Origin of the sequence: Terrabacter terrigena, from assembly GCF_042676085.1 — a bacterium.
Lineage (GTDB): Bacteria > Actinomycetota > Actinomycetes > Actinomycetales > Dermatophilaceae > Terrabacter > Terrabacter terrigena.
Window position 1 is genome coordinate 317,906 of record NZ_JBHTKH010000001.1, and the last position, 19,753, is coordinate 337,658.

The following is a 19,753-nucleotide window of genomic DNA, read 5'->3' on the forward strand; positions in this document are numbered from 1 at the left end:
GCTGTTCGAGCGGACGCGAATACATCGAACGGCGGTCAGTCGCGGGTCTTCTTGCGACGGTCGAGGACGTACTTGCGCACGACGTTGCGGCCGGTGCCCCAGATGCCGTGGCGGAAGAGCAGCACGATGAGCACGAAGATCGAGCCGGTGATGAGGCCGATGCCCTCGAAGCCCGAGCTGGCGAGGAAGTCCTCCAGGGTGACGACGACACCCGCCCCCGCGAGCCCGCCCCAGAGGGTGCCGATGCCGCCGAGCACCGTGACGAGCACGACCTTGCCGGACGTCGTCCACATCAGCTCCTGGAGCGAGGCGAACTGGTGGCTGATCGCGAAGACACCTCCCGCCAGGCCGGCGAGGCCTGCCGAGATGACGAACGCCTTGATCTTGTAGCGCTCGACGTCGTAGCCGAGCGCGCGAGCGCGGGCGGGGTTGTCGCGGACGGCCGTCAGCACGCGGCCGAACGGCGAGTTGACGACCCGCCAGGCGATGAGGATCCCGACCAGGATCATCGCGGCACCGACGTAGTAGAAGTAGAAGGAGTCCTCCTCGACGAGCTCGATGCCGAAGAAGCTGCGCGGGATGCCCTGCAGGCCGTTCTCGCCGCCGGTGAGGTCACGGGCCTGGTTGGCGATGAAGTAGAGCATCTGCGCGAAGGCGAGCGTGACCATGGCGAAGTAGATGCCGGTGCGGCGCACCGACAGGTAGCCGATCGGCCACGCGATGAGCATCGCGAAGACAGCGCCACCGACCACCGCGACCGGGAACGGGACGCCCCAGTGCGTGGCGATGAGGCCGGTGCAGTAGGCCGAGCCGCCCCAGAACGCCGCGTGGCCGAAGCTCAGCAGCCCGGTGAACCCGAGCAGCAGGTCGACGCTGATCGCGAAGAGCCCCCAGCAGAGGATGTCCATCGCGACGGGCGGGTAGATCCAGTACGGCAGCAGCACGAGGACCACGAGGCCACCGAGCAGCATGAGGTGGCGCAGCGGGTTGCGCCGCGACAGGATCGAGGGCTGGGCCAGGTCGACGTCGACCTTGGCGGTCATCTGCTCGCTCATGCGACCTCCTCCCGTCCGAAGAGCCCCGAGGGCCGGACGAGGACCACGAGCGCCATCAGCACGAAGATGACGATCTGGGCGTACGTGGGGGCGTAGGCGATGCCGTAGGCCTCGACGAGTCCGACGAGGAACCCTGCGACCACCGCACCGAGGATGCTGCCGAGGCCGCCGATGACGACGACCGCGAACAGGATGATGATGAAGTTGCTGCCCATCTCGGCGGTGATGGCGCGAGTGGGAGCGGCGAGGACACCGGCGAGCCCGGCGAGTGCGATGCCGAAGCCGAACACCGGCGTGACCCAGCGGCCCACGTTGATGCCGAGGGCGCGGGTGCGCTCGGGCGCCTCGGTCGAGGCACGCACGATCATGCCGATGCGGGTCTTCGTCAGGAGCAGCCCGACCCCGATGCAGACGACCAGGGAGAAGAGGCACGCGAAGATCGCGTAGACCGAGAGGTTGACGCTGCCGACGCCGACCTGGCCGCCGAGCCCGGCCGGCACCTCGTAGGGCAGACCCGAGACGCCGTACCTCTGCTTGACCGCCTCGACGAGGATCAGGGTCAGACCGAAGGTGAGCAGGAAGTTGTAGAGCGGGTCGAGGGCGAGCAGCCAGCGCACGAGCAGCCGCTCCATCAGCACCCCGAAGCCGAACATGAGGATCGGCACGACGACGAGGGCGACCCAGAAGCCGACGTGCAGCTCGGCGAGCAGCACCGCGGAGATGACGGCGCCGAGCATGTAGCAGGCGCCGTGGGAGAAGTTGACGACCCCGAGGACGCCGAAGATGACGGCCAGGCCCAGCGCGGACAGCGCGTAGAAGCCGCCGGCGGCCAGACCCTGGAGGGTGTACTGGAGGAATGCGCTCATGTCTCTCGCTCGCTCGCGGTCGGTCGATCGGGCTGGACGGACCTCGCCCGTATGCCGTCCGGCGCGGCCTCGTGGGACGCGGCCGGACGGCATACGAGCTCGGGGTCAGCCCATCTTGCAGGCGGGGTTCGCCTCGCCGTACGCCTCGGCGGCCGGGATGGTCTTGACGATGTCCTCGTAGTCCCACTCCTCCGGGGCGGAGGACTTGACCTTCGCGAGGTAGACGTCGTGGGTGACGGCGTGGTCGGCCTTGCGGACCTCGCCGTTGCGCAGGAACACGTCGTTGATCTTCTTGCCCTCGAGCTTGCCGACGACGGCGTCGGCGTCGTCGGTGCCGGCCTCCTGGACCGCCTCGAGGTAGTTCATCGCAGCCGAGTAGTTGGCGGCGTGCGCGAAGGAGGGACGGGTGTTCGTCTTCTCCTTGAAGCGGTCGGCCCACTTCTTGTTCTGCTCGTCGAAGTTCCAGTACCACGCGTCGGTGAACTGGGTGCCGGCGAACTGGTCGACTCCGAGCGAGTGGATGTCGGTGATGAACATCAGGCCGACGGCCAGCTGCGCCTTGCCCTTGAGCGAGCTCTGGTTGAACTGCTTGACGAAGTTGATGAGGTCTCCACCGGCGTGCATCGAGCCGATGACCTTGGGGCTGCCCTCACCGGCCTTGGTGATGAACGTGGCGAAGTTGTCGCTCGGGAACGGCGAGGCGATCGACTGGCCCACCGAGCCACCGGCAGCCATGACCTCCTTGGAGAAGGACTTGTTCATGTCCTGGCCGAAGGCGTAGTCGGGGTAAACGATGTTCCAGCTCGTCCCGCCCTCCTTGGTGATGGTGCCTGCCGTGCCGCGGGCGAGCATCGCCGTGTTGTAGGCCCAGTGGAAGGTGTACTTGTTGCAGCTCTCGCCGGTGAGCTTGGTCGTGCCGGCGCCGATGTTGATGTAGAGCTTCTTCTTGTTCGCGGCCTGGGTCGCGACGGCGAGCGCGGCGGCCGAGTTCGGCACGTCGAGGATGATGTCGGCCTTCTGCCGGTCGTACATCTCCTGGGCCTTGGAGTTGGCGACGTCGGCCTTGTTCTGGTGGTCGGCCGTGACGACCTCGATGTCCTTGGCGACGGCCTTCTCGCCGTACTTCGCCTTGTAGTCGGCGATGGCGAGCTCGATGGCCGCCTTGGAGTTGGGCCCGGAGAGGTCCTTGTAGACGCCGGACTGGTCGTTGAGCAGGCCGATGACGACCTTGTCGTCGGTGAGCTTGCCCGAGCCGCCCGACTGCGGGCCGCCGGCGCCGCTGCCGCACGCGGCGAGCGCGAGGGAGGCGGTCGCCGCGATGGCGACGGTGCCCTGGACTGTCCTGCTACGCATGTCCCCTCCTGGGGTGTGACGAGATGTGACGGGTGGTTCGGTGACGCGGACGTCGGTTGACGTGCTGGTTGAGGTGCCGGTGGGACCGCGCGGGCCGACCGGCGGCTACATCCCGAGATAGGCGAGCAGCTCGCTCTCGCGGGCCCGGAAGTCGTCGTTGCTGAGGTGCTCGACGACCTTTCCCTGCGCCAGCAGGTAGTGCCGGTCGGCGACCGTCGAGGCGAACTTGACGTTCTGCTCGACGAGGAGCACGCCGACGCCCTGGCCCTTGATCTCGCGGATGATCTCGCCGATGCGCTGGACGATGACGGGGGCCAGGCCCTCGCTCGGCTCGTCGAGCAGCAGCAGGCGCGAGCCCATCCGCAGGACCCGGGCCATGGCGAGCATCTGCTGCTCGCCTCCCGACAGCTTGGTGCCGGGGAAGTCGCGGCGTTCGTGGAGCACCGGGAAGAACTCGTAGACGCGTTCGAGCGGCCACGCGTCGGCATGGACGACCGGGGGCAGCAGGAGGTTCTCGGCGACGGTGAGGCTGGCGTAGATGCCGCGGTCGTCGGGCACCCAGCCGATGCCGGCCCGGGCGCGGGAGTCGGCCGACGTCTTCCCCAGGTCTGTGCCGTCGAGGCTGATGGCCCCCTCGATCTGGCGGTGCAGGCCCATGACGGAGCGCAGCAGCGTCGTCTTGCCCGCGCCGTTGCGGCCGACGAGCGTGACGACCTCGCCAGGGGCGACGTCGACGGCGACGTCGGTCAGCACACGCGCCTCGCCGTACCACGCGGACAGGCCCTTGACCTCGAGCATGCGCGAGCGCGCCTGTGTCGCAGTGGTTTCCGCAACCGCGCCAGTACGTTCGGTGGTGGTCGTCTCGTCACTCATGGGTGGCTCCGAGGTATGCCGTGATGACGCGCTCGTCGGCGCGCACCTGCTCGTAGGGGCCCTCCGCGAGGACCTGCCCCGACTGGAGCACCGTCACCTGGTCGGCGAGCGAGCCGACCACGTGCATGTTGTGGTCGACGAAGACGACGGTGCGCCCTGCGGAGAGCTGCTTGACGAGCGCGATGGTGCGGTCGACGTCCTCGATGCCCATGCCGGCGGTGGGCTCGTCGAGAAGGAGCAGCTTGGGGTCGAGGGCCATCGCGATGGCGAGCTCGAGCGCCCGCTTCTGCCCGTACGCCAGCGACGAGGCGGGTGCGCTCGCCCGGTCGGCGAGGCCGACCTGCTCGAGCAGCTCCATCGCCTGGTCCTTGAACCTGGCCATGCGGGTGACGGACCGCCACCACTGCCTGCCCATCCCGGTGGGGCTGGCGAGGGCGAGCTCGAGGTGCTCGCGCAGGGTCATCGCCTCGAAGAGGCTCGTGATCTGGAACGAGCGCGCGATGCCGAGTGGCGCGATCTGCTCGGGGGCGCGTCCGGTGATGTCCTGGCCGTCGAAGGTCACCGAGCCCGAGGTCGGTGTGAGGAACCCGGTGAGCAGGTTGAACAGCGTGGTCTTGCCGGCACCGTTGGGGCCGACGAGGGCGTGGACGGTGCCCTGCGCGACCGTGAGATCGACGTCAGAGACGGCCCGGAAGCCTCGGAACTCCTTGGTCAGGGCCCTGGTCTCGAGCAACGGGGTACCCGTCAAGACCTGCACCTCCTCGTGCGTCGCACTGGCTGCGGCGCCGACCGGGCGGTCGACGGCATCGCGTTGCCGGTGCGGCCGTGGAGCGCGGAACCGGGCAACTTCGGGCAAGCCTAGGAGGACCCGCTTCGCAGGTGACGGTGGGTACCCACACACCTGCACCCGTTCTGTGGTGCGCGCACACATGAGAGCGTGGGCACGCGACGACGCCCTGACGGATGCCTCGCGCAGTCGGCACGAGCGTGTGCGGAAGGGCGCCCGCACGCTGTTGCGTGCGGGCGCCTCCGGGGTTGCTGGGATCAGCGGCGCACGGTGGCGCTGGTGTGGCCCCAGACCACCGAGGTGTCGGAGAAGACGACGCGGTAGTCGCGGACGCTCGCCATGGAGTACGTGAAGCTGTAGCGGCCGTTGGAGGCGGGGTAGACGTACTTGAAGCTCGTCCACGTCGTGGCGGTCGGCGCCTTGTACTGCACCGTGCCCCGGACGCCGGTCCACGGCACGAACTTGTGCACCGAGTACGCGTAGCGCGCAGCCGACGTGGTCAGGGTGACCTTCGAGCCCGAGCGGGTCGCCGTCAGCCCGGACCAGCCGCCGAGACGGACGTCCATGGTGCGGGTGTTCTGCGTGCAGACCTCCACGAGGGCGGCGTCCTTGCAGGCGAGGGGACGCCAGGTCCAGCGACCGAGCGGGTCGTCGTCGAACATGTCGAAGGGCTCGGTGCGCGTGCCGTCGAAGACCACGAGGTCCACGGGCCCGCTGCCGGCAACCGCCTCCCACGCGGCGTGGGTGCCGGTGGCGCAGTTGGACGCGAGCGAGAGGGTCATGGTCTTGAACGGGCTGGAGATGGTCCAGCGCGTCGGGGTGTTGATGCTGCAGGTGCCGGCGGCCGACGCAGGCGCGGCGGAGGAGACGGCGAGGGTCGCGGCCAGGGCGGCGACCGCGGAGACCGCCGCGAGGGCGCGGCGGAGGATGGTGCGAGACATGGAGGATCCCCTGTCGAGAACGTGAGTTGGCGGCGTGATCGTAACCGGTCGAACAGGTGCCCCGTGACCGATTGGCACCAATCGGTCGGCCCGTGCTCGTTTCGCCCGAGAAGGGCCACTTCCGCATGCGACCGACGGGCGCACCGGCCGTCGGCGTGACGAGGGAGCGGCCGTCAGTCGGGCGAGCCGGTCTCGAGGAGGCGGCGGAAGCCGTCCTCGTCGAGGATCGTGAGCCCGAGCTCCTCCGCCTTGGCGGCCTTGGACCCGGCGTTGGCCCCGATCACCACGAAGTCGGTCTTATTCGACACCGAGCCCGACGCCTTGCCACCGCGGCTGATGATCGCCTCCTTGGTCTCGTCACGCGAGAAGCCCTCGAGCGAGCCGGTGACGACGACGGTCTTGCCCTCGAGGGTGCGCTCGACCGCTGCGTCGACCTCGTCGGCCATGCGCACGCCGGCGTCTGCCCACTTGCGCACGATCTCCTGGTGCCAGTCCACCTCGAACCATGCCGTGACGGCCTCGGCGATGACCCCGCCGACGCCTTCGGCCTGCGCGAGCTCCTCGGTGGACGCTGCGCGGATCGCGTCCATCGAGCGGAAGTGGGTCGCGAGCGCCCTGGCCGCGGTGGGCCCGACGTGCCGGATCGACAGGGCGACGACCACCCGCCAGAGCGGCTGCGTCTTCGCCTTCTCGAGCTCGGCGAGCAGCTTCTCGCCGCCGGCGGAGAGCACGCGTCCGTCGACGACGCGCTGCTCGGGGTCGGTCTTCTTCGCGGTCCGCGTGTAGAGCGGAACCTGCACGAGCTTCTCGCGGCTGATGCCGTAGTCGCCCGCGTGCGGGCTGTCGTCGGCGGGCGCGAAGAGGTCGCCCTCGTCGGTGATGATGCCCGAGTCGAGCAGGGCGCTGGATCCCTCCCACCCGAGTGCCTCGATGTCGAGCCCGCTGCGGGAGGCCAGGGCGAAGACGCGCTCGCGCAGCTGGCTCGGGCACGACCGCGTGTTGGGGCAGCGGATGTCCTTGTCGCCCTCCTTCTCGGGGGCGAGCGTCGTGCCGCACGCGGGGCACTCGGTGGGCATGACGAAGGCACGCTCGGTGCCGTCGCGCAGGTCGACGACGGGTCCGACGATCTCGGGGATCACGTCGCCTGCCTTGCGCAGCACGACGGTGTCGCCGATGAGTACGCCCTTGCGCTCCACCTCGTACGCGTTGTGGAGGGTCGCCTGCTCGACGGTCGACCCGGCCACGACGACCGGCTGCATGACGCCGTAGGGCGTGACGCGACCGGTGCGCCCGACGTTGACGCGGATGTCGAGCAGCTTGGTGTTGACCTCCTCGGGCGGGTACTTGAACGCGATGGCCCACCGCGGCGCACGTGACGTCGCGCCGAGCTGGCGCTGCAGCGGCACCTCGTCGACCTTGACGACGATGCCGTCGATGTCGTGGGCGCGGTCGTGCCGGTGCTCGCCGTGGTAGGTGACGAACTCCTCCACGGCCGCGATGTCGTCGAGCACGCGCACCTCGTCGGAGGTCGGCAGGCCCCAGGCGCGCAGGGCGGCATACGCCTCGCTCTGTCGCGCGATGTCGAAGCCGCGGCGCGCGCCGATGCCGTGCACCAGCATGCGCAGCCGCCGGCTGGCGGTGACCTTGGGATCCTTCTGCCGCAGCGAGCCCGCGGCCGCGTTGCGCGGGTTGGCGAAGGGCGCCTTGCCCGCCTCGACGAGCCCGGCGTTGAGGTCGGCGAACGCCGCGGTGGGGAAGAACACCTCGCCACGGATCTCGACGAGCTCGGGCACGTCGTCGCCCGCGAGCCGCTCGGGGATGCCGTCGATCGTGCGGACGTTGTTGGTGACGTCCTCGCCCGTGCGCCCGTCGCCGCGCGTGAGCGCCCGGACGAGCCGGCCCTTCTCGTAGAGCAGGTTGATCGCGAGGCCGTCGATCTTCAGCTCGGTCAGGTAGTGGGCGCCCGAGCCGACCTCGCGCTCGACGCGCTCGGCCCAGGTCTGCAGCTCCTCGAAGGAGAAGGCGTTGTCGAGGCTCAGCATGCGCTCGACGTGGTCGACGGTCTCGAAGCCCGTCGCGAACGAGGCCCCCCCGACGTTCTGCGTCGGGCTCTCGGGCGTGCGCAGCGACGGGTGCTCGTCCTCGATCGCGTTGAGCCGCCGGATGAGACGGTCGTACTCGCCGTCGCTGATCGTCGGCGAGTCCTTGACGTGGTAGGCGAACTGGGCCGCGGCGGCCTGCTCGGCGAGGTCGGCCCACTCCTGGTGGACCTCGGTCGGGACGTCGTCGGTGACCGCCGTTGGGCCGCTGCTCTCGCTCACGCGCCCATCCTGCCAGCCACCTCCGACGCGGCCGGGGCGTGAGGCTCGGCACGTCGCGGGGAAGGTCTGTTCACCCGGCGACCGAGCAGTAACAATGAACGCGAGCCCGAGGCCAACCCCCTGCGAAGGAGCAGAGATGACCAACCTCGCCGCCAACCTCGTCGCCACCGCCGGGCGTGTCCCCGACAAGGTCGGGATCAAGCTCGACCAGGCGGAGGTGAGCTGGTCGACCCTGCACCGGGCCGCCTCGGCGGTCGCGGGCCAGCTCCGCGCGGCGGGTCTCGAGCCCGGCGACCGCGTCTCGCTCATCCTCCCCAACGTGCCGGCATACCCCGTCACCTTCTACGGCGCGTTGCTGGCCGGCGGTGTCGTGGTGCCGATGAACCCGCTGCTCAAGTCCGGTGAGATCCAGTACTTCTACGAGGACAGCGGGGCCCGCTTCAGCTTCGTCTGGCCCGACTTCGCCGAGGAGGCGGGCAAGGCCGCCGCCGAGACGGGCACCCGCCTCGTCGTGTGCGGTCCGATGGGGCCGGCCGACGGCCAGTTCGACGCGTCCGAGACCGCCGCCGCGCCGGTGACCGAGCCGGTCGAGAGGGCCGACGACGACACCGCGGTGATCCTCTACACGAGCGGCACGACCGGCAAGCCCAAGGGCGCCGAGCTCACCCACTTCAACCTGCACCGCAACGCCGAGCGCTCGGCCTCGGACATCATGCAGATCACCGAGGACGACGTCATCATGGGCTGCCTGCCCCTCTTCCACGTCTTCGGCCTCACGTGCGGGCTCAACACGTCGGTCCAGCGCGGCGCCACCCTGACGCTCATCCCCCGGTTCGACCCCGCGAAGGCCATCGAGGTGCTCGGCCGCGACCACGTGACGATCTTCCAGGGCGTCCCGACGATGTATGCCGCGATCCTCAACCACCCGAACGCCGATCAGGCCGACACGAGCAGCCTGCGCACGTGCGCCTCGGGCGGCTCGGCGATGCCCGAGGCGGTCATGAAGGCGTTCGAGGCGAAGTTCGGCTGCCAGATCCTCGAGGGCTACGGCCTGTCCGAGACCTCCCCGGTCGCCTCCTTCAACATGCCCGACAAGCCGACCAAGCCCGGCACGATCGGCCGCGCCATCCCGGGCTGTGAGATGAAGCTCGTCGACCTCGAGGGCAACGACACCCCTGCCGGTGAGATCGGCGAGATCGCGATCCGCGGCGAGAACATCATGAAGGGCTACTGGAACCGCCCCGAGGCCACGCAGGAGGCCATCCCCGACGGCTGGTTCCGCTCGGGCGACCTCGCGACCGTCGACGACGAGGGCTACTTCACGATCGTCGACCGCAAGAAGGACATGATCATCCGCGGCGGCCTCAACGTGTACCCCCGCGAGGTCGAGGAGGTGCTCTACACGCACCCCGACGTGCTCGAGGCCGCGGTGGTCGGGGTGCCGGACGACCTCATGGGCGAGGAGGTGGGCGCCGCCGTCGTCTTCCGGCCGGGCTCGAGCTCGACGCTCGACGACGTCCAGGCGTACGTCAAGGAGCGCCTCGCCGCCTACAAGTACCCCCGCCGCCTCTGGACGCTCGAGGAGCTCCCGAAGGGACCGACCGGCAAGATCCTGCGCCGCGCGGTGCGCCCGGTCGACGCCTCCTGAAGGACGCGACACGCGGGAGTTTGGACTCGCCGCTCGTTTTGGAGTATCCGGTCGCCATCGGTGACACTGGAGCAGGGTCACTATCGACGCGTCGCACCCCGTTCCGCCCTGGAGCGCCCGGCGCCGCGTCCGTGAAGGGTATTCAAAGCGTGAAGTCGAGCATCCGTACCGCCGCAGTCTCGGGGATGGCCGTCGTGGCCATGCTGGGCGTGACCGCCTGCAACGCGACAGCCACCGCCGAGAACGGCAAGCCTGCCAGCTCGTCGTCCGCGGCCCCCGGCAGCTCCGAGACGTCGACGCCGACCCCGACGACCGACCCCGTCGTCTACACGACGACGCCCTCTGACGACGCCGACGACGTCTCGGTCGACACGCGTGTCACGGCCACGGCCCAGAAGGGCACCCTCAAGAAGGCGTCGCTGTCCTACGTGAGCAAGAAGGGCAACAAGATCACGGTCGACGGCACGCTCAAGGACGGCACGTGGACCGCCGGCGAGCTGCTCGAGCCCGGCGTCGAGTACACCCTGGCCCTCGAGGCCGAGGACCCCGACGGCCGCGCCGACGAGGTCACCCGCACGTTCCGCACCGCGAACCTCAGGCTCGACGACCAGGTCTACACCTCGGTGTCGCCGCGCGACGGCGGCACGGTCGGCATCGGCATGCCGGTTGTCATGCGCTTCGACCTGCCGGTCAAGGACAAGGCGAACTTCGAGAAGCACATGAAGGTCACCTCCTCCCCCGCGCAGGCCGGCTCCTGGTACTGGCTGTCGTCCAAGGAGGCCCACTGGCGGCCCCGGTCGTACTGGAAGCCCGGCACGAAGGTCCACGTCGAGGCCGACCTCAACGGCGTCTCGGCCGGCGGCGGCCGCTGGGGCGAGCAGTCGCGCACGTCCGACTTCACGATCGGCCGGTCGCTCATCGCCAAGGTCAACCTCCAGACCCACCAGATGGACGTCTTCATCAACGGCAAGTTCACCAAGCGCATCCCCGTCACCGGTGGCCGGCCCGGCTTCATCACCCGCTCCGGCACCAAGGTGATCATGGACAAGGTCACCAACATCACGATGCGCGCCGAGACCATCGGCCTGAAGAAGGGCGACACCGGCTACTACGAGGACACCCCGGTCAAGTACGCCATGCGCGTCACGAACTCCGGCGAGTTCCTCCACACGGCTCCGTGGTCGGTCAAGGACCAGGGACACCGCAACGTCAGCCACGGCTGCACCGGCATGAGCGACGCGAACGGCCAGTGGCTCTACGGCCAGACCCGCATCGGCGACGTCGTCGAGACGGTCGGCACGGCCCGTCCCATGACGATGGGCAACGGCTACGCCGACTGGAACCTCAGCTGGTCCACGTGGACGGCGGGCTCGGCTCTCTGAGTCCCCCTGCCCCGGCAACGCGAAGGCCGGTCACCCTCGGGGTGACCGGCCTTCGTCGTCCGCGGGTCGCGGTGAGCGTGCCGTGCCCGTTCAGGCGACGCTGCGCTCGTCCAGCTCACGCGCGGTCTCGACGGCCGCGCGCTGGATCGTGCGGGCGAGCTCGGGGGCGGCACCGGCCAGCCCACAGGCCGGGGTCACGACGACGTCGGTGAGCGAGGTCAGGGGCATACCGATGCGACGCCACGCGTCGACGAACCGGTCGGCGACCGCCTGCGGCCGGGTCACACTGCCGTCGGTCGGGATCGCTCCCGCATGCAGCCGTATGCCGTCCTCGACCGCGACGGCGACGCCCTCCCACCCGCGCGGGCGCAGCAGCGAGGTGTCGACCGACAACGCCGAGGGGCCGGCCGAGCGCAGCAGCGGCAGCGGTGGCTCCGCGGCGCAGCAGTGGAGCACGGTCTCGCCGTCGTGCGCGCCGAGCACCGTCCTGAGGCCGGCGGCGGCCACCTGTGGGTCGAGGCTGGGCAGGCGTCCGAATCCGGAGGAGGTCGGCAGCCGGCCGGCGAGCACCGTGGGCAGCGACGGCTCGTCCACCTGGAGGACGACCTCGGCGCCCGGCACGAGGCGCCGTACGGCGGCCACGTGCACGCGGATGCCCTCCGCGAGCGACTCGACCAGGTCGCGGCTCGCTCCCTCGTCGACGACCATGCGCTCGCCGCGGCTCAGCCAGACGCTCGCGGCGAGCGTCCAGGGCCCGACGACCTGCAGCTTGAGCCGGCCGGTGTGGCCGTCGAAGGCCTCGGCGAGCTCGTCGAGGTCCTCGCGCATCAGGGCAGCGGTACGGGTGGCATCACGGCCGGGACGGTCGACGAGCCGCCAGCCCACGGGTTGCAGGTCGACCGGCATCTCGACGAGCAGCCCCGCCGTGCGGCCGAGCATGTCGGCGCCGGGTCCGCGGGCCGGCAGCTCGGGGAGGTAGGGCAGGTGTCCGTCGAGGATCTCGCGCACCTGCGCAAGGGCGTCACGCACGGAGGTTCCGGGCCAGGAGCCGATGCCGGTTGCCAGGGTCACCGCGCCAGCCTAATGGGGGCGCATCCCGCCCCCGGGGCCACAGCCGGCAGGGCCGCAGCCTTCGCGGACCTGCGACGACGGCAGGAACCCGTGCGACGGACGCGCACCGCCCCCTCTACGCTGGCGCGATGGCGACCGCACGTCGTGACTTCTCGGGACCCGCCGACCTGCGCGCGATGCAGGCCATGGCCTCCCGGCTCTGGTCGCCCACGAGCCGTTTCCACCCGGGCCAGCTCGCATGGAGCCGCTACTACCGCCCGGTCGATCCGGGGCGCCTCGACGAGGGTGAGGCCATCGCGGTGTGGAGCGACGACGGGCTCGAGGTGGGCTTCGGCTGGGCCGAAGCACCCGACTGGCTCGAGCTGCAGGTGCACCCGGACCGTCCCGACGTCGCCGAGGAGCTGGTCGAGTGGTTCGAGGAGGTGAGCGACGCCGAGACGCAGTCGGCCCTCGTCATGGAGCACGACGTCGCCGAGTCAGCCCTTGCCGCAGCGGGTTTCGCGGCTCAACCTGATGCTCCGTGGTTCACCCACCACACGGCCGCGGTCGGCGACCTTGCTGCGGCGCCTCGGGTGGACGGCTACCGCTTCCGGCACGTGGAGCCGCACGAGGCCCGCGAGCGCGCCGCTGTCCACGCGGCTGCCTGGTCGGACTTCGGGCGGTCCAAGGTCGACGAGACCGCCTACCGGCAGCTGATGGCTGCGTGGCCCTATCGGCACGACCTCGACTGGGTGGCCGTCGACGAGCAGGACCGCATGGTGGCCTCGGTGCTCGTCTGGCTCGACGAGGCCACCGGGGTCGGGCTCGTCGAGCCGGTCGGGTGCGTGCCCGCGCACCGGGGCCGGGGCCTGGCCGGAGCCGTCACCCTGGCTGCACTCCACCACCTCGGGGCGGTCGGCGGCTCCCTCGCGCAGGTCAGCCCACGCGGTGACGACGGCTACCCGGGCCCGCAGCGTCTCTACCGCTCGCTCGGGTTCCGACCGGCAGCCCGCACCGTCACGTGGACGCGCTCGCTCGACTGACGACCGTGGGCGGCCCGGTCACGGGCGGCCTGGGGCGACGGGCGGCGCCAGTCGTCGGATGCCTCAGCCGACCGGCGTGCGCTCGAGACGAGCCGCCGCGATCGTGGCGGAGCCCACCACCCGCGTGCCGTCGTAGAGCACCACCGACTGGCCCGGCGCCACGCCGCGGATGCGCTCGTCGACCCGGACCTCGACGCTGTCGCCGTCGGCCCACGCCCGCGCGGCGTACTCGGCGCCGTGCGCGCGCACCTGTGCGCCCACCTCGACCACACCTCGGGGGTGCGGGCCGCACCAGCGGGCATGGTCTCCGGTCAGCGCGTTGACGCCGAGCAGGTCGGCGGTGCCGACGACGACCTGGTTGGTGTCGGGACGTACCTCCACGACGTAGCGCGGCTGCCCGTCGGGCGCCGGCCTGGAGAGCCCGAGGCCCCGACGCTGCCCGACGGTGTAGGCGAACGCACCGTCGTGGCTGCCGACGACGGCCCCGTCGGTGTCGACGATGTCGCCCGGCGCCTCCCCCAGCTCGCGGCCCAGCCAGCCGCGGGTGTCGCCGTCGGCGATGAAGCAGATGTCGTGGCTGTCGGGCTTGCTCGCCACGTAGAAACCGCGCTCGGCAGCCTCCTGGCGGATCTGCGGCTTCGTCGTGTCGCCCAGGGGGAAGAACGAGCGAGCGAGCTGGTCGGCGTCGAGCACGCCCAGGACGTAGCTCTGGTCCTTGGCCGCGTCGACGGCCCGGTGCAGCTCGCGACGCACGGTCCCGTCGGGGTTCACGGTCTCGACGACCTGGGCGTAGTGCCCGGTCGCGACGGCGTCGAAACCGAGCGCGACCGCCTTGTCGAGCAGGGCCGCGAACTTGATCTTCTCGTTGCACCGCAGGCAGGGGTTGGGGGTGCGGCCGGCGGCGTACTCGGCGCGGAAGTCGTCGACGACGTCGCGCTTGAAGCGCGCCGCCATGTCCCACACGTAGAAGGGGATGCCGAGCACGTCGGCCACGCGCCTCGCGTCGCCGGCGTCCTCGATGGTGCAGCAGCCGCGGGCCGACTCGCGCAGGGTGGCCGCGCTCTGCGACAGGGCCAGGTGGACGCCGACGACCTCGTGCCCGGCGTCGAGCATGCGGGCCGCGGCCACGGCCGAGTCGACGCCACCGCTCATCGCTGCGACGACCCTCACGAGGCGGTCGCCTCCCGAGCACGACGTGCCCGCTCGATGGCGGCCGGCAACGCGTCGACGAAGGCGTCGACGTCGGCCTGGCCGGACGTGTGGCCCAGGGTCACGCGCAGCGCCCCCCGGGCATCGGTCTCGGGCACGCCCATGGCGAGCAGGACGTGGCTCGGCTGCGGCACGCCGGCCTGGCAGGCCGAGCCCGTCGAGCACGAGACGCCGGCCGCGTCGAGCAGGTAGAGCAGCGAGTCACCGTCGCAGCCCGGCACGAGCAGGTGGGCGTTGCCCGGAAGGCGCGTCGTGCCGTCGCCGGCGGCCCACGCCCCGGTCACACGGATGTCGGGCGAGAGCGCCGTCGCACGCTGGATCAGGTCGTCGCGCAGGGCGACGAGCCGTGCCGACTCGGACTCGATGGCCGCGGTGGCCTCGACGAGCGCCGTCGCGAACCCGACGACGGCCGGGGTGTCGAGCGTGCCCGAACGGACCTGTCGCTCCTGGCCGCCGCCGTGGCTGAGCGGCACGAGCTTCGCCTCGCGCCGCGCGACGAGGGCCCCCACGCCGATGGGGCCACCCAGCTTGTGGGCGGTCACCGACATGAGATCGGCGCCGCTCGCGGCGAAGTCGACGGGCACGTGCCCGGCGGCCTGGACGGCGTCGGTGTGGAACGGGATGCCGAACTCGTGCGCCACCTCGGCGATGGCCCGGACGTCCTGCACCGTGCCGACCTCGTTGTTGGCCCACATCACCGACACGAGCGCCACCGACGCCGGGTCGGCCTCGATGGCCAGGCGCACCGTGGAGGGCTCGACGACGCCCTCGGGCGTGCACTCGAGCCAGGTGACCTTGGCGCCCTCGTGGGCCACGAGGAAGTCGACGCAGTCGAGCACCGCGTGGTGCTCGGTGACCCCGACGAGCAGGCGGACCCGGCCCGGCTCGCGGTCGCGCCGGGCCCAGTAGGTGCCCTTGATCGCGAGGTTGTCGGACTCGGTGCCGCCGGACGTGAAGATGACCTCCGACGGGCGCGCACCGAGGCAGCGGGCGATCTTCTCGCGCGACTCCTCGACGGCGCGCCGGGCCGCACGGCCCGTGCGGTGCAGCGACGACGCGTTGCCCACGATGCCGAGCTGCCGGGTCATCGCCGTGATGGCGGCGGGCAGCATCGGCGTGGTCGCCGCATGGTCGAGGTAGGCAGTCACCCACCGATTCTAGGACGGCCGGCCCGGTGCGCCGACCGGCCGTCGAGGCCGCTACCGCTGCGTAACCTCCACGCGGCCCGCCTCGTTGCCCCTGTACGTCGCCGTCCTCCACTGCAGCAGGGCGGCCCTGCAGAGAGGCAGCTCATGCGCTCCACCCCAACTCGCCGACTCCGTCTGGGGGCGGTCGCCCTGGCGGCGGCCACCGCGCTCACCACGGCCACGGTCGCAGCCGCGTCGCCGCAGCCCGGGTCGGCCGCCCCGGTCGGCGGCCTGCTCGGCTCGGGCTCGGGCTCGGCCAAGGCACCGCTCTCGTCGTGGCTTTCAGCCCACTGGTCGACGCTGTCAGCGGTCACCCCGACCACCGTCATGGTGCATGCCGCGGACGTGGCGACCGCTCGCCGGGCCGCCACGGCGTCCGGGCTCGTCGTGCGCGAGACGTTCGACAAGATCGGCGTCGTCGTCGCCGCGGGCCTGCCGCTGCAGATCGACGCCGTGCGCTCGAAGGCCGGCGTCACCTACGTCGAGGGCAACGAGCCCATCGACATGTTCCTGTCGACGTCCAACACGGCCACGCGCGGCTCGGAGGCGCGCGCCACGCTCACCGGGGCGAACGGCAAGCCCCTGGACGGTTCCGGGGTCAGCGTTGCCGTCATCGACTCGGGCGTGGACCCCACGCACCCGTTCCTCCGGAACGCCGACGGCACCTCGGCCGTCGTGAAGAACCTCAAGATGGTCTGCGACCCGCTCGAGGTGCTCCCTTGCCAGCCGGTCGACGCCGGCAGCCTCAACACCGACCTGCTGGCGGCGGGCGGCCACGGCATGCACGTCTCCGGCATCGTCGCGGGACGTGACGTCACCCTCTCCGACGGCACGAGGATGCACGGAGCAGCCCCCGGTGCGAGCATCGTCAGCCTCGGCACGGGCGCCGTCCTGCTCATCGTCGGCGCCGACTCGGCCCTGAACTGGGTGCTCGAGAACCACGCCACCCCGTGCGGCGCCGGCGTGCCCGCCAGCACGTGCCCGCCCATCAAGGTGACGAGCAACTCGTACGGCCCGTCGGGCGGCGGCGAGTTCGACCCGAACTCGGCGACGGTCAAGCTCCAGCGCCAGCTCGTCAAGGAGGGTGTCGTCTCCGTCTGGGCCAACGGCAACGACGGCGGTGACGGGTCGGCCAACCTGTCGAACCCGCCCGGCCAGGACCCCACGGGCGGCATCATCTCCGTCGCGTCGTACAACGACCAGGACACCGGCACCCGCAACGGCACGGTGAGCGACTTCAGCGCGCGTGGCCGTGCGGGCCAGTTCGGCACCTATCCCGACATCTCCGCGCCGGGTGAGGGCATCACGAGCTCGTGCCGCATCTACCTGCCGATCTGCACCACCGGCGGCGACCCGCGTGACGGCGGCAACTACAACACGATCAGCGGCACCTCGATGGCCACCCCGCACATCTCGGGCATCGTGGCGCAGCTCTTCCAGGCGAACCCGAACGCGACGCCGGCGCAGGTCGAGGCCGCGATCAAGGCGACCGCGTACAAGTATGCGAACGGCGCCGCCTACGTCAGCGACCCGGCAGGCAACGGCACGACGTCGTTCGACAAGGGCCACGGCCTCGTCGACGTCGTGGCCGCAGCAGCAGCCGTGCGATGACGCGTAGGGGTTCGACGCGCGTCTGACCCGCTCGATCCCGCCCGTGGGGCCGGTCGACCTATGATCGGCCCCATGGGTGACGCGCGCGTGGGCACCGGGGGCAGTCGACTGCGTGCCCCGGCCGCGCACCGGGCTCTCTCGGCTCTGGCCTGCCCCGTCATCGGCTACTTCGTGGCGAGGCTCGTCCTGCACTACCTCCCCCGCGGCCCCGTCACGGCCGTGTATGCCGTGTGCCTCACCCTCGCTGTGGCCCTCGGCTGGCGCGCGTGGTCGGCGCGGATCGAGCTGGGAGCGCAGAGCCTTCGCGTGCACAACACGCTCGCCTCGACCACCGTCGAGCGCTCCCACGTCCGCCGCGTCTCGTCCGGTGGACGGCTCGAGTGGACCCCTGGCGACGGGCGCCCTGTGCGCCTGCCATCGGAGGCTCTCAGGGGCGCCTGGTGGACGCTGGGCACCGGGAGGGCGGCATACGCCCTCAACCGTGAGCGGCTCGAGAGCTGGGCGCGTCTCTCGCGGGCCGACCTCGACCCCGAGGCGGCCTGAGCCCGGCAGAGTGCCCACCCGACCGTGCTGGTCGAGTGGGCACCCTGGTGAGGACGCTCAGTCCTTGGCGGCCTTGATGGCCTCGGTGGCCTGGGGCAGAACGTTGAACAGGTCGCCGACGACGCCGAAGTCGACGAGCTCGAAGATCGGGGCCTCGTTGTCCTTGTTGACGGCCACGATCGTCTTGGAGGTCTGCATGCCGGCGCGGTGCTGGATGGCGCCGGAGATGCCGCACGCGACGTAGAGCTGCGGGCTGACCTGCTTGCCGGTCTGGCCGACCTGGCTCGTGTGCGGGTACCAGCCGGCGTCGACGGCGGCGCGGCTCGCGCCGACCGCGGCGCCGAGGCTGTCGGCGAAGTCCTCGACCTTGGAGAAGTCGCCGCCGGTGCCGCGGCCACCGGAGACGACGATCGCCGCCTCGGTCAGCTCGGGACGACCCGTCGCCTGCTTCGGCTTGGACTCGGTGATGCGCGCGCCCTTGGCGGCGTCGGACGGGGTGAAGTCGACGACCTCGTCGGCAGCCGCGCCGGCAGCCTCCTCGGGCGTCGCCGAGTTCGGCTTCACGGCGACGATGGGCGTGCCCTTCGTGACCGTGGCCGTGACCGTGTAGGAGCCGGCGAAGACCGACTGGGTCGTCGCGACGCCACCGTCGCCGGCCTGCACGTCGACGGCGTCCGTGATCAGACCAGACTCGGTCTTGACCGCGAGGCGCGCGGCGATCTCCTTGCCCTCCGGGGACGCCGGCACGAGCACGGCCGCCGGGGACGTCGAGGCGACGAGCTGGGCGAGCAGCTCGGCCTGCGGGACGACGAGGTGCTCGAGCACCTCGGGCGACTCGACGCGGTAGACCTTCTCGGCGCCGAAACGGGCGAGGGACTCCTTGGCGGCGTCGAAGCCGGCGCCGACGAAGACGGCCGACGGCTCACCGAGGCGGCGGGCGATCGTGAGCAGCTCGGCGGTGGTCTTGCGGACCTTGCCATCGACGTGGTCGACGAGCACGAGTACTTCAGCCATGGTGCGGATCTCCTTTGCTGGCTGGGAAGTTCAGGACGAGAGCGGTCAGACGAACTTGCGCTCGGACAGGAACGCGGCGAGCTTGCTGCCGCCGTCACCCTCGTCGGTGACGATCTCGCCCTGCGTGCGGGGCGGGCGGGCGTCGAACGACGACACCTTCGTCCAGGCGGCGTCGAGGCCGACCTGGCCGGCGTCGACACCGAGGTCGGCCAGGGACCACTGCTCGACCGGCTTCTTCTTCGCGGCCATGATCCCCTTGAACGAGGGGTAGCGCGGTTCGTTGATCTGGTCGGTGACCGACACGAGGGCCGGCAGCGTGGCCGTGATCGTCTGGGTGGAGGCGTCGCCGTCGCGGCGGATCGTCGCCGTGGAGCCCTCGACCGTCAGCTCGGACGCGAACGTCACGGCCGGCAGGCCGAGTCGCTCGGCGAGCATCGCGGGCACGACACCCATGGTGCCGTCGGTCGAGGCCATGCCGGTGAGGACGAGGTCGACGTCCCCGATCTTCTGGATGGCCTCGGCGAGGACGAGGGAGGTCGCGATGGCGTCGGAGCCGTGGATGGCGGCGTCGTTGACGTGCACACCCTTGTCCGCGCCCATCTGCAGGGCCTTCTTGATGGCGTCCGCGGCGGCGTCGGGGCCCACCGTCAGGACGGTGACCTCACCCTCGCCGGCCTCGACGATCTTGAGGGCCTCCTCGACCGCGTACTCGTCGAGCTCCGACAGCAGGCCGTCGACGTTCTCGCGGTCGGTCGTGTTGTCAGATGCGTTGAACGTGCGCTCGGCCTGGGCGTCCGGCACGTACTTGACACAGACGACGATGTTCATGGGTGAACGTCCTCTTCCGTTGCTGGTGGTGGTGCTCATGGA

At 71.0% G+C, this 19,753-nt stretch carries 17 protein-coding genes; 5 read left to right on the forward strand and 12 right to left on the reverse strand.

Annotated elements, in window-relative coordinates:
* Window positions 1-35: 35 nt before the first annotated feature.
* The 7 genes from ACFQ2V_RS01485 to ligA all read right to left on the reverse strand — a co-directional run bounded on the left by ACFQ2V_RS01485 (window position 36) and on the right by ligA (window position 8,196).
* Window positions 36-1,055: a branched-chain amino acid ABC transporter permease gene (locus ACFQ2V_RS01485; protein ID WP_386050134.1), complete on the reverse strand. Its 1,020-nt coding sequence runs from the start codon at window positions 1,053-1,055 to the stop codon at window positions 36-38.
* Entirely contained in the window at window positions 1,052-1,921 is an 870-nt protein-coding gene (locus tag ACFQ2V_RS01490; protein ID WP_386050135.1) for a branched-chain amino acid ABC transporter permease, read from the reverse strand. Before ACFQ2V_RS01490 ends, ACFQ2V_RS01485 begins: the two co-directional genes overlap by 4 nt.
* 105 nt (window positions 1,922-2,026) lie before the next feature.
* A complete protein-coding gene (locus tag ACFQ2V_RS01495; RefSeq protein ID WP_386050136.1) occupies window positions 2,027-3,274 on the reverse strand; it encodes an ABC transporter substrate-binding protein in 1,248 nt (415 codons plus the stop codon).
* Between the two features lie 105 nt (window positions 3,275-3,379).
* Complete coding sequence (locus ACFQ2V_RS01500) at window positions 3,380-4,147, reverse strand: ABC transporter ATP-binding protein (protein ID WP_386050137.1); 768 nt, start codon at window positions 4,145-4,147, stop codon at window positions 3,380-3,382.
* Window positions 4,140-4,904, reverse strand: coding sequence for an ABC transporter ATP-binding protein (locus tag ACFQ2V_RS01505; RefSeq protein ID WP_386050138.1), 765 nt, complete (start codon window positions 4,902-4,904; stop codon window positions 4,140-4,142). Before ACFQ2V_RS01505 ends, ACFQ2V_RS01500 begins: the two co-directional genes overlap by 8 nt.
* 287 nt (window positions 4,905-5,191) lie before the next feature.
* Window positions 5,192-5,875, reverse strand: coding sequence for a hypothetical protein (locus tag ACFQ2V_RS01510; RefSeq protein WP_386050139.1), 684 nt, complete (start codon window positions 5,873-5,875; stop codon window positions 5,192-5,194).
* A 173-nt stretch (window positions 5,876-6,048) separates the two neighbouring features.
* Window positions 6,049-8,196, reverse strand: coding sequence for an NAD-dependent DNA ligase LigA (ligA, locus tag ACFQ2V_RS01515; RefSeq protein WP_386050140.1), 2,148 nt, complete (start codon window positions 8,194-8,196; stop codon window positions 6,049-6,051).
* A 136-nt stretch (window positions 8,197-8,332) separates the two neighbouring features.
* Between ligA and ACFQ2V_RS01520 the strand changes: the two genes are divergently transcribed.
* Both ACFQ2V_RS01520 and ACFQ2V_RS01525 read left to right on the forward strand, forming a co-directional pair.
* Window positions 8,333-9,844 carry a long-chain-fatty-acid--CoA ligase gene (locus ACFQ2V_RS01520; RefSeq protein ID WP_386050141.1) on the forward strand — a complete coding sequence of 504 codons (1,512 nt, stop codon included), beginning with the start codon at window positions 8,333-8,335 and terminating at the stop codon, window positions 9,842-9,844.
* A gap of 149 nt (window positions 9,845-9,993) precedes the next feature.
* Window positions 9,994-11,226: a L,D-transpeptidase gene (locus ACFQ2V_RS01525; RefSeq protein ID WP_386050142.1), complete on the forward strand. Its 1,233-nt coding sequence runs from the start codon at window positions 9,994-9,996 to the stop codon at window positions 11,224-11,226.
* A 90-nt stretch (window positions 11,227-11,316) separates the two neighbouring features.
* Here the strand turns inward: ACFQ2V_RS01525 and ACFQ2V_RS01530 are convergent, their stop codons facing one another.
* On the reverse strand, window positions 11,317-12,297 hold the full coding sequence (locus ACFQ2V_RS01530) for a methionine synthase (protein ID WP_386050143.1): 981 nt from the start codon (window positions 12,295-12,297) through the stop codon (window positions 11,317-11,319).
* A gap of 128 nt (window positions 12,298-12,425) precedes the next feature.
* Between ACFQ2V_RS01530 and ACFQ2V_RS01535 the strand changes: the two genes are divergently transcribed.
* Window positions 12,426-13,319: a GNAT family N-acetyltransferase gene (locus ACFQ2V_RS01535; RefSeq protein ID WP_386050144.1), complete on the forward strand. Its 894-nt coding sequence runs from the start codon at window positions 12,426-12,428 to the stop codon at window positions 13,317-13,319.
* A gap of 63 nt (window positions 13,320-13,382) precedes the next feature.
* Here the strand turns inward: ACFQ2V_RS01535 and mnmA are convergent, their stop codons facing one another.
* Together mnmA and ACFQ2V_RS01545 are read right to left on the reverse strand one after the other, a co-directional pair.
* Entirely contained in the window at window positions 13,383-14,489 is a 1,107-nt protein-coding gene (gene mnmA, locus ACFQ2V_RS01540) for a tRNA 2-thiouridine(34) synthase MnmA (RefSeq protein WP_386050145.1), read from the reverse strand.
* Window positions 14,486-15,676 carry a cysteine desulfurase family protein gene (locus ACFQ2V_RS01545; protein ID WP_386050146.1) on the reverse strand — a complete coding sequence of 397 codons (1,191 nt, stop codon included), beginning with the start codon at window positions 15,674-15,676 and terminating at the stop codon, window positions 14,486-14,488. The genes mnmA and ACFQ2V_RS01545 overlap by 4 nt, the downstream gene beginning before the upstream one ends.
* A 144-nt stretch (window positions 15,677-15,820) precedes the next feature.
* Between ACFQ2V_RS01545 and ACFQ2V_RS01550 the strand changes: the two genes are divergently transcribed.
* On the forward strand, window positions 15,821-17,326 hold the full coding sequence (locus ACFQ2V_RS01550; RefSeq protein ID WP_386050147.1) for a S8 family peptidase: 1,506 nt from the start codon (window positions 15,821-15,823) through the stop codon (window positions 17,324-17,326).
* A gap of 72 nt (window positions 17,327-17,398) precedes the next feature.
* The gene (locus ACFQ2V_RS01555; RefSeq protein ID WP_386050148.1) at window positions 17,399-17,869 is read left to right on the forward strand and encodes a hypothetical protein; all 471 of its coding nucleotides are present in this window, start codon (window positions 17,399-17,401) and stop codon (window positions 17,867-17,869) included.
* A 57-nt stretch (window positions 17,870-17,926) separates the two neighbouring features.
* Here ACFQ2V_RS01555 and ACFQ2V_RS01560 read toward each other — a convergent pair whose 3' ends face one another.
* Complete coding sequence (locus ACFQ2V_RS01560; protein ID WP_386050149.1) at window positions 17,927-18,883, reverse strand: electron transfer flavoprotein subunit alpha/FixB family protein; 957 nt, start codon at window positions 18,881-18,883, stop codon at window positions 17,927-17,929.
* Between the two features lie 45 nt (window positions 18,884-18,928).
* On the reverse strand, window positions 18,929-19,711 hold the full coding sequence (locus ACFQ2V_RS01565) for an electron transfer flavoprotein subunit beta/FixA family protein (RefSeq protein ID WP_386050150.1): 783 nt from the start codon (window positions 19,709-19,711) through the stop codon (window positions 18,929-18,931).
* Between the last annotated feature and the right edge of the window lie 42 nt (window positions 19,712-19,753).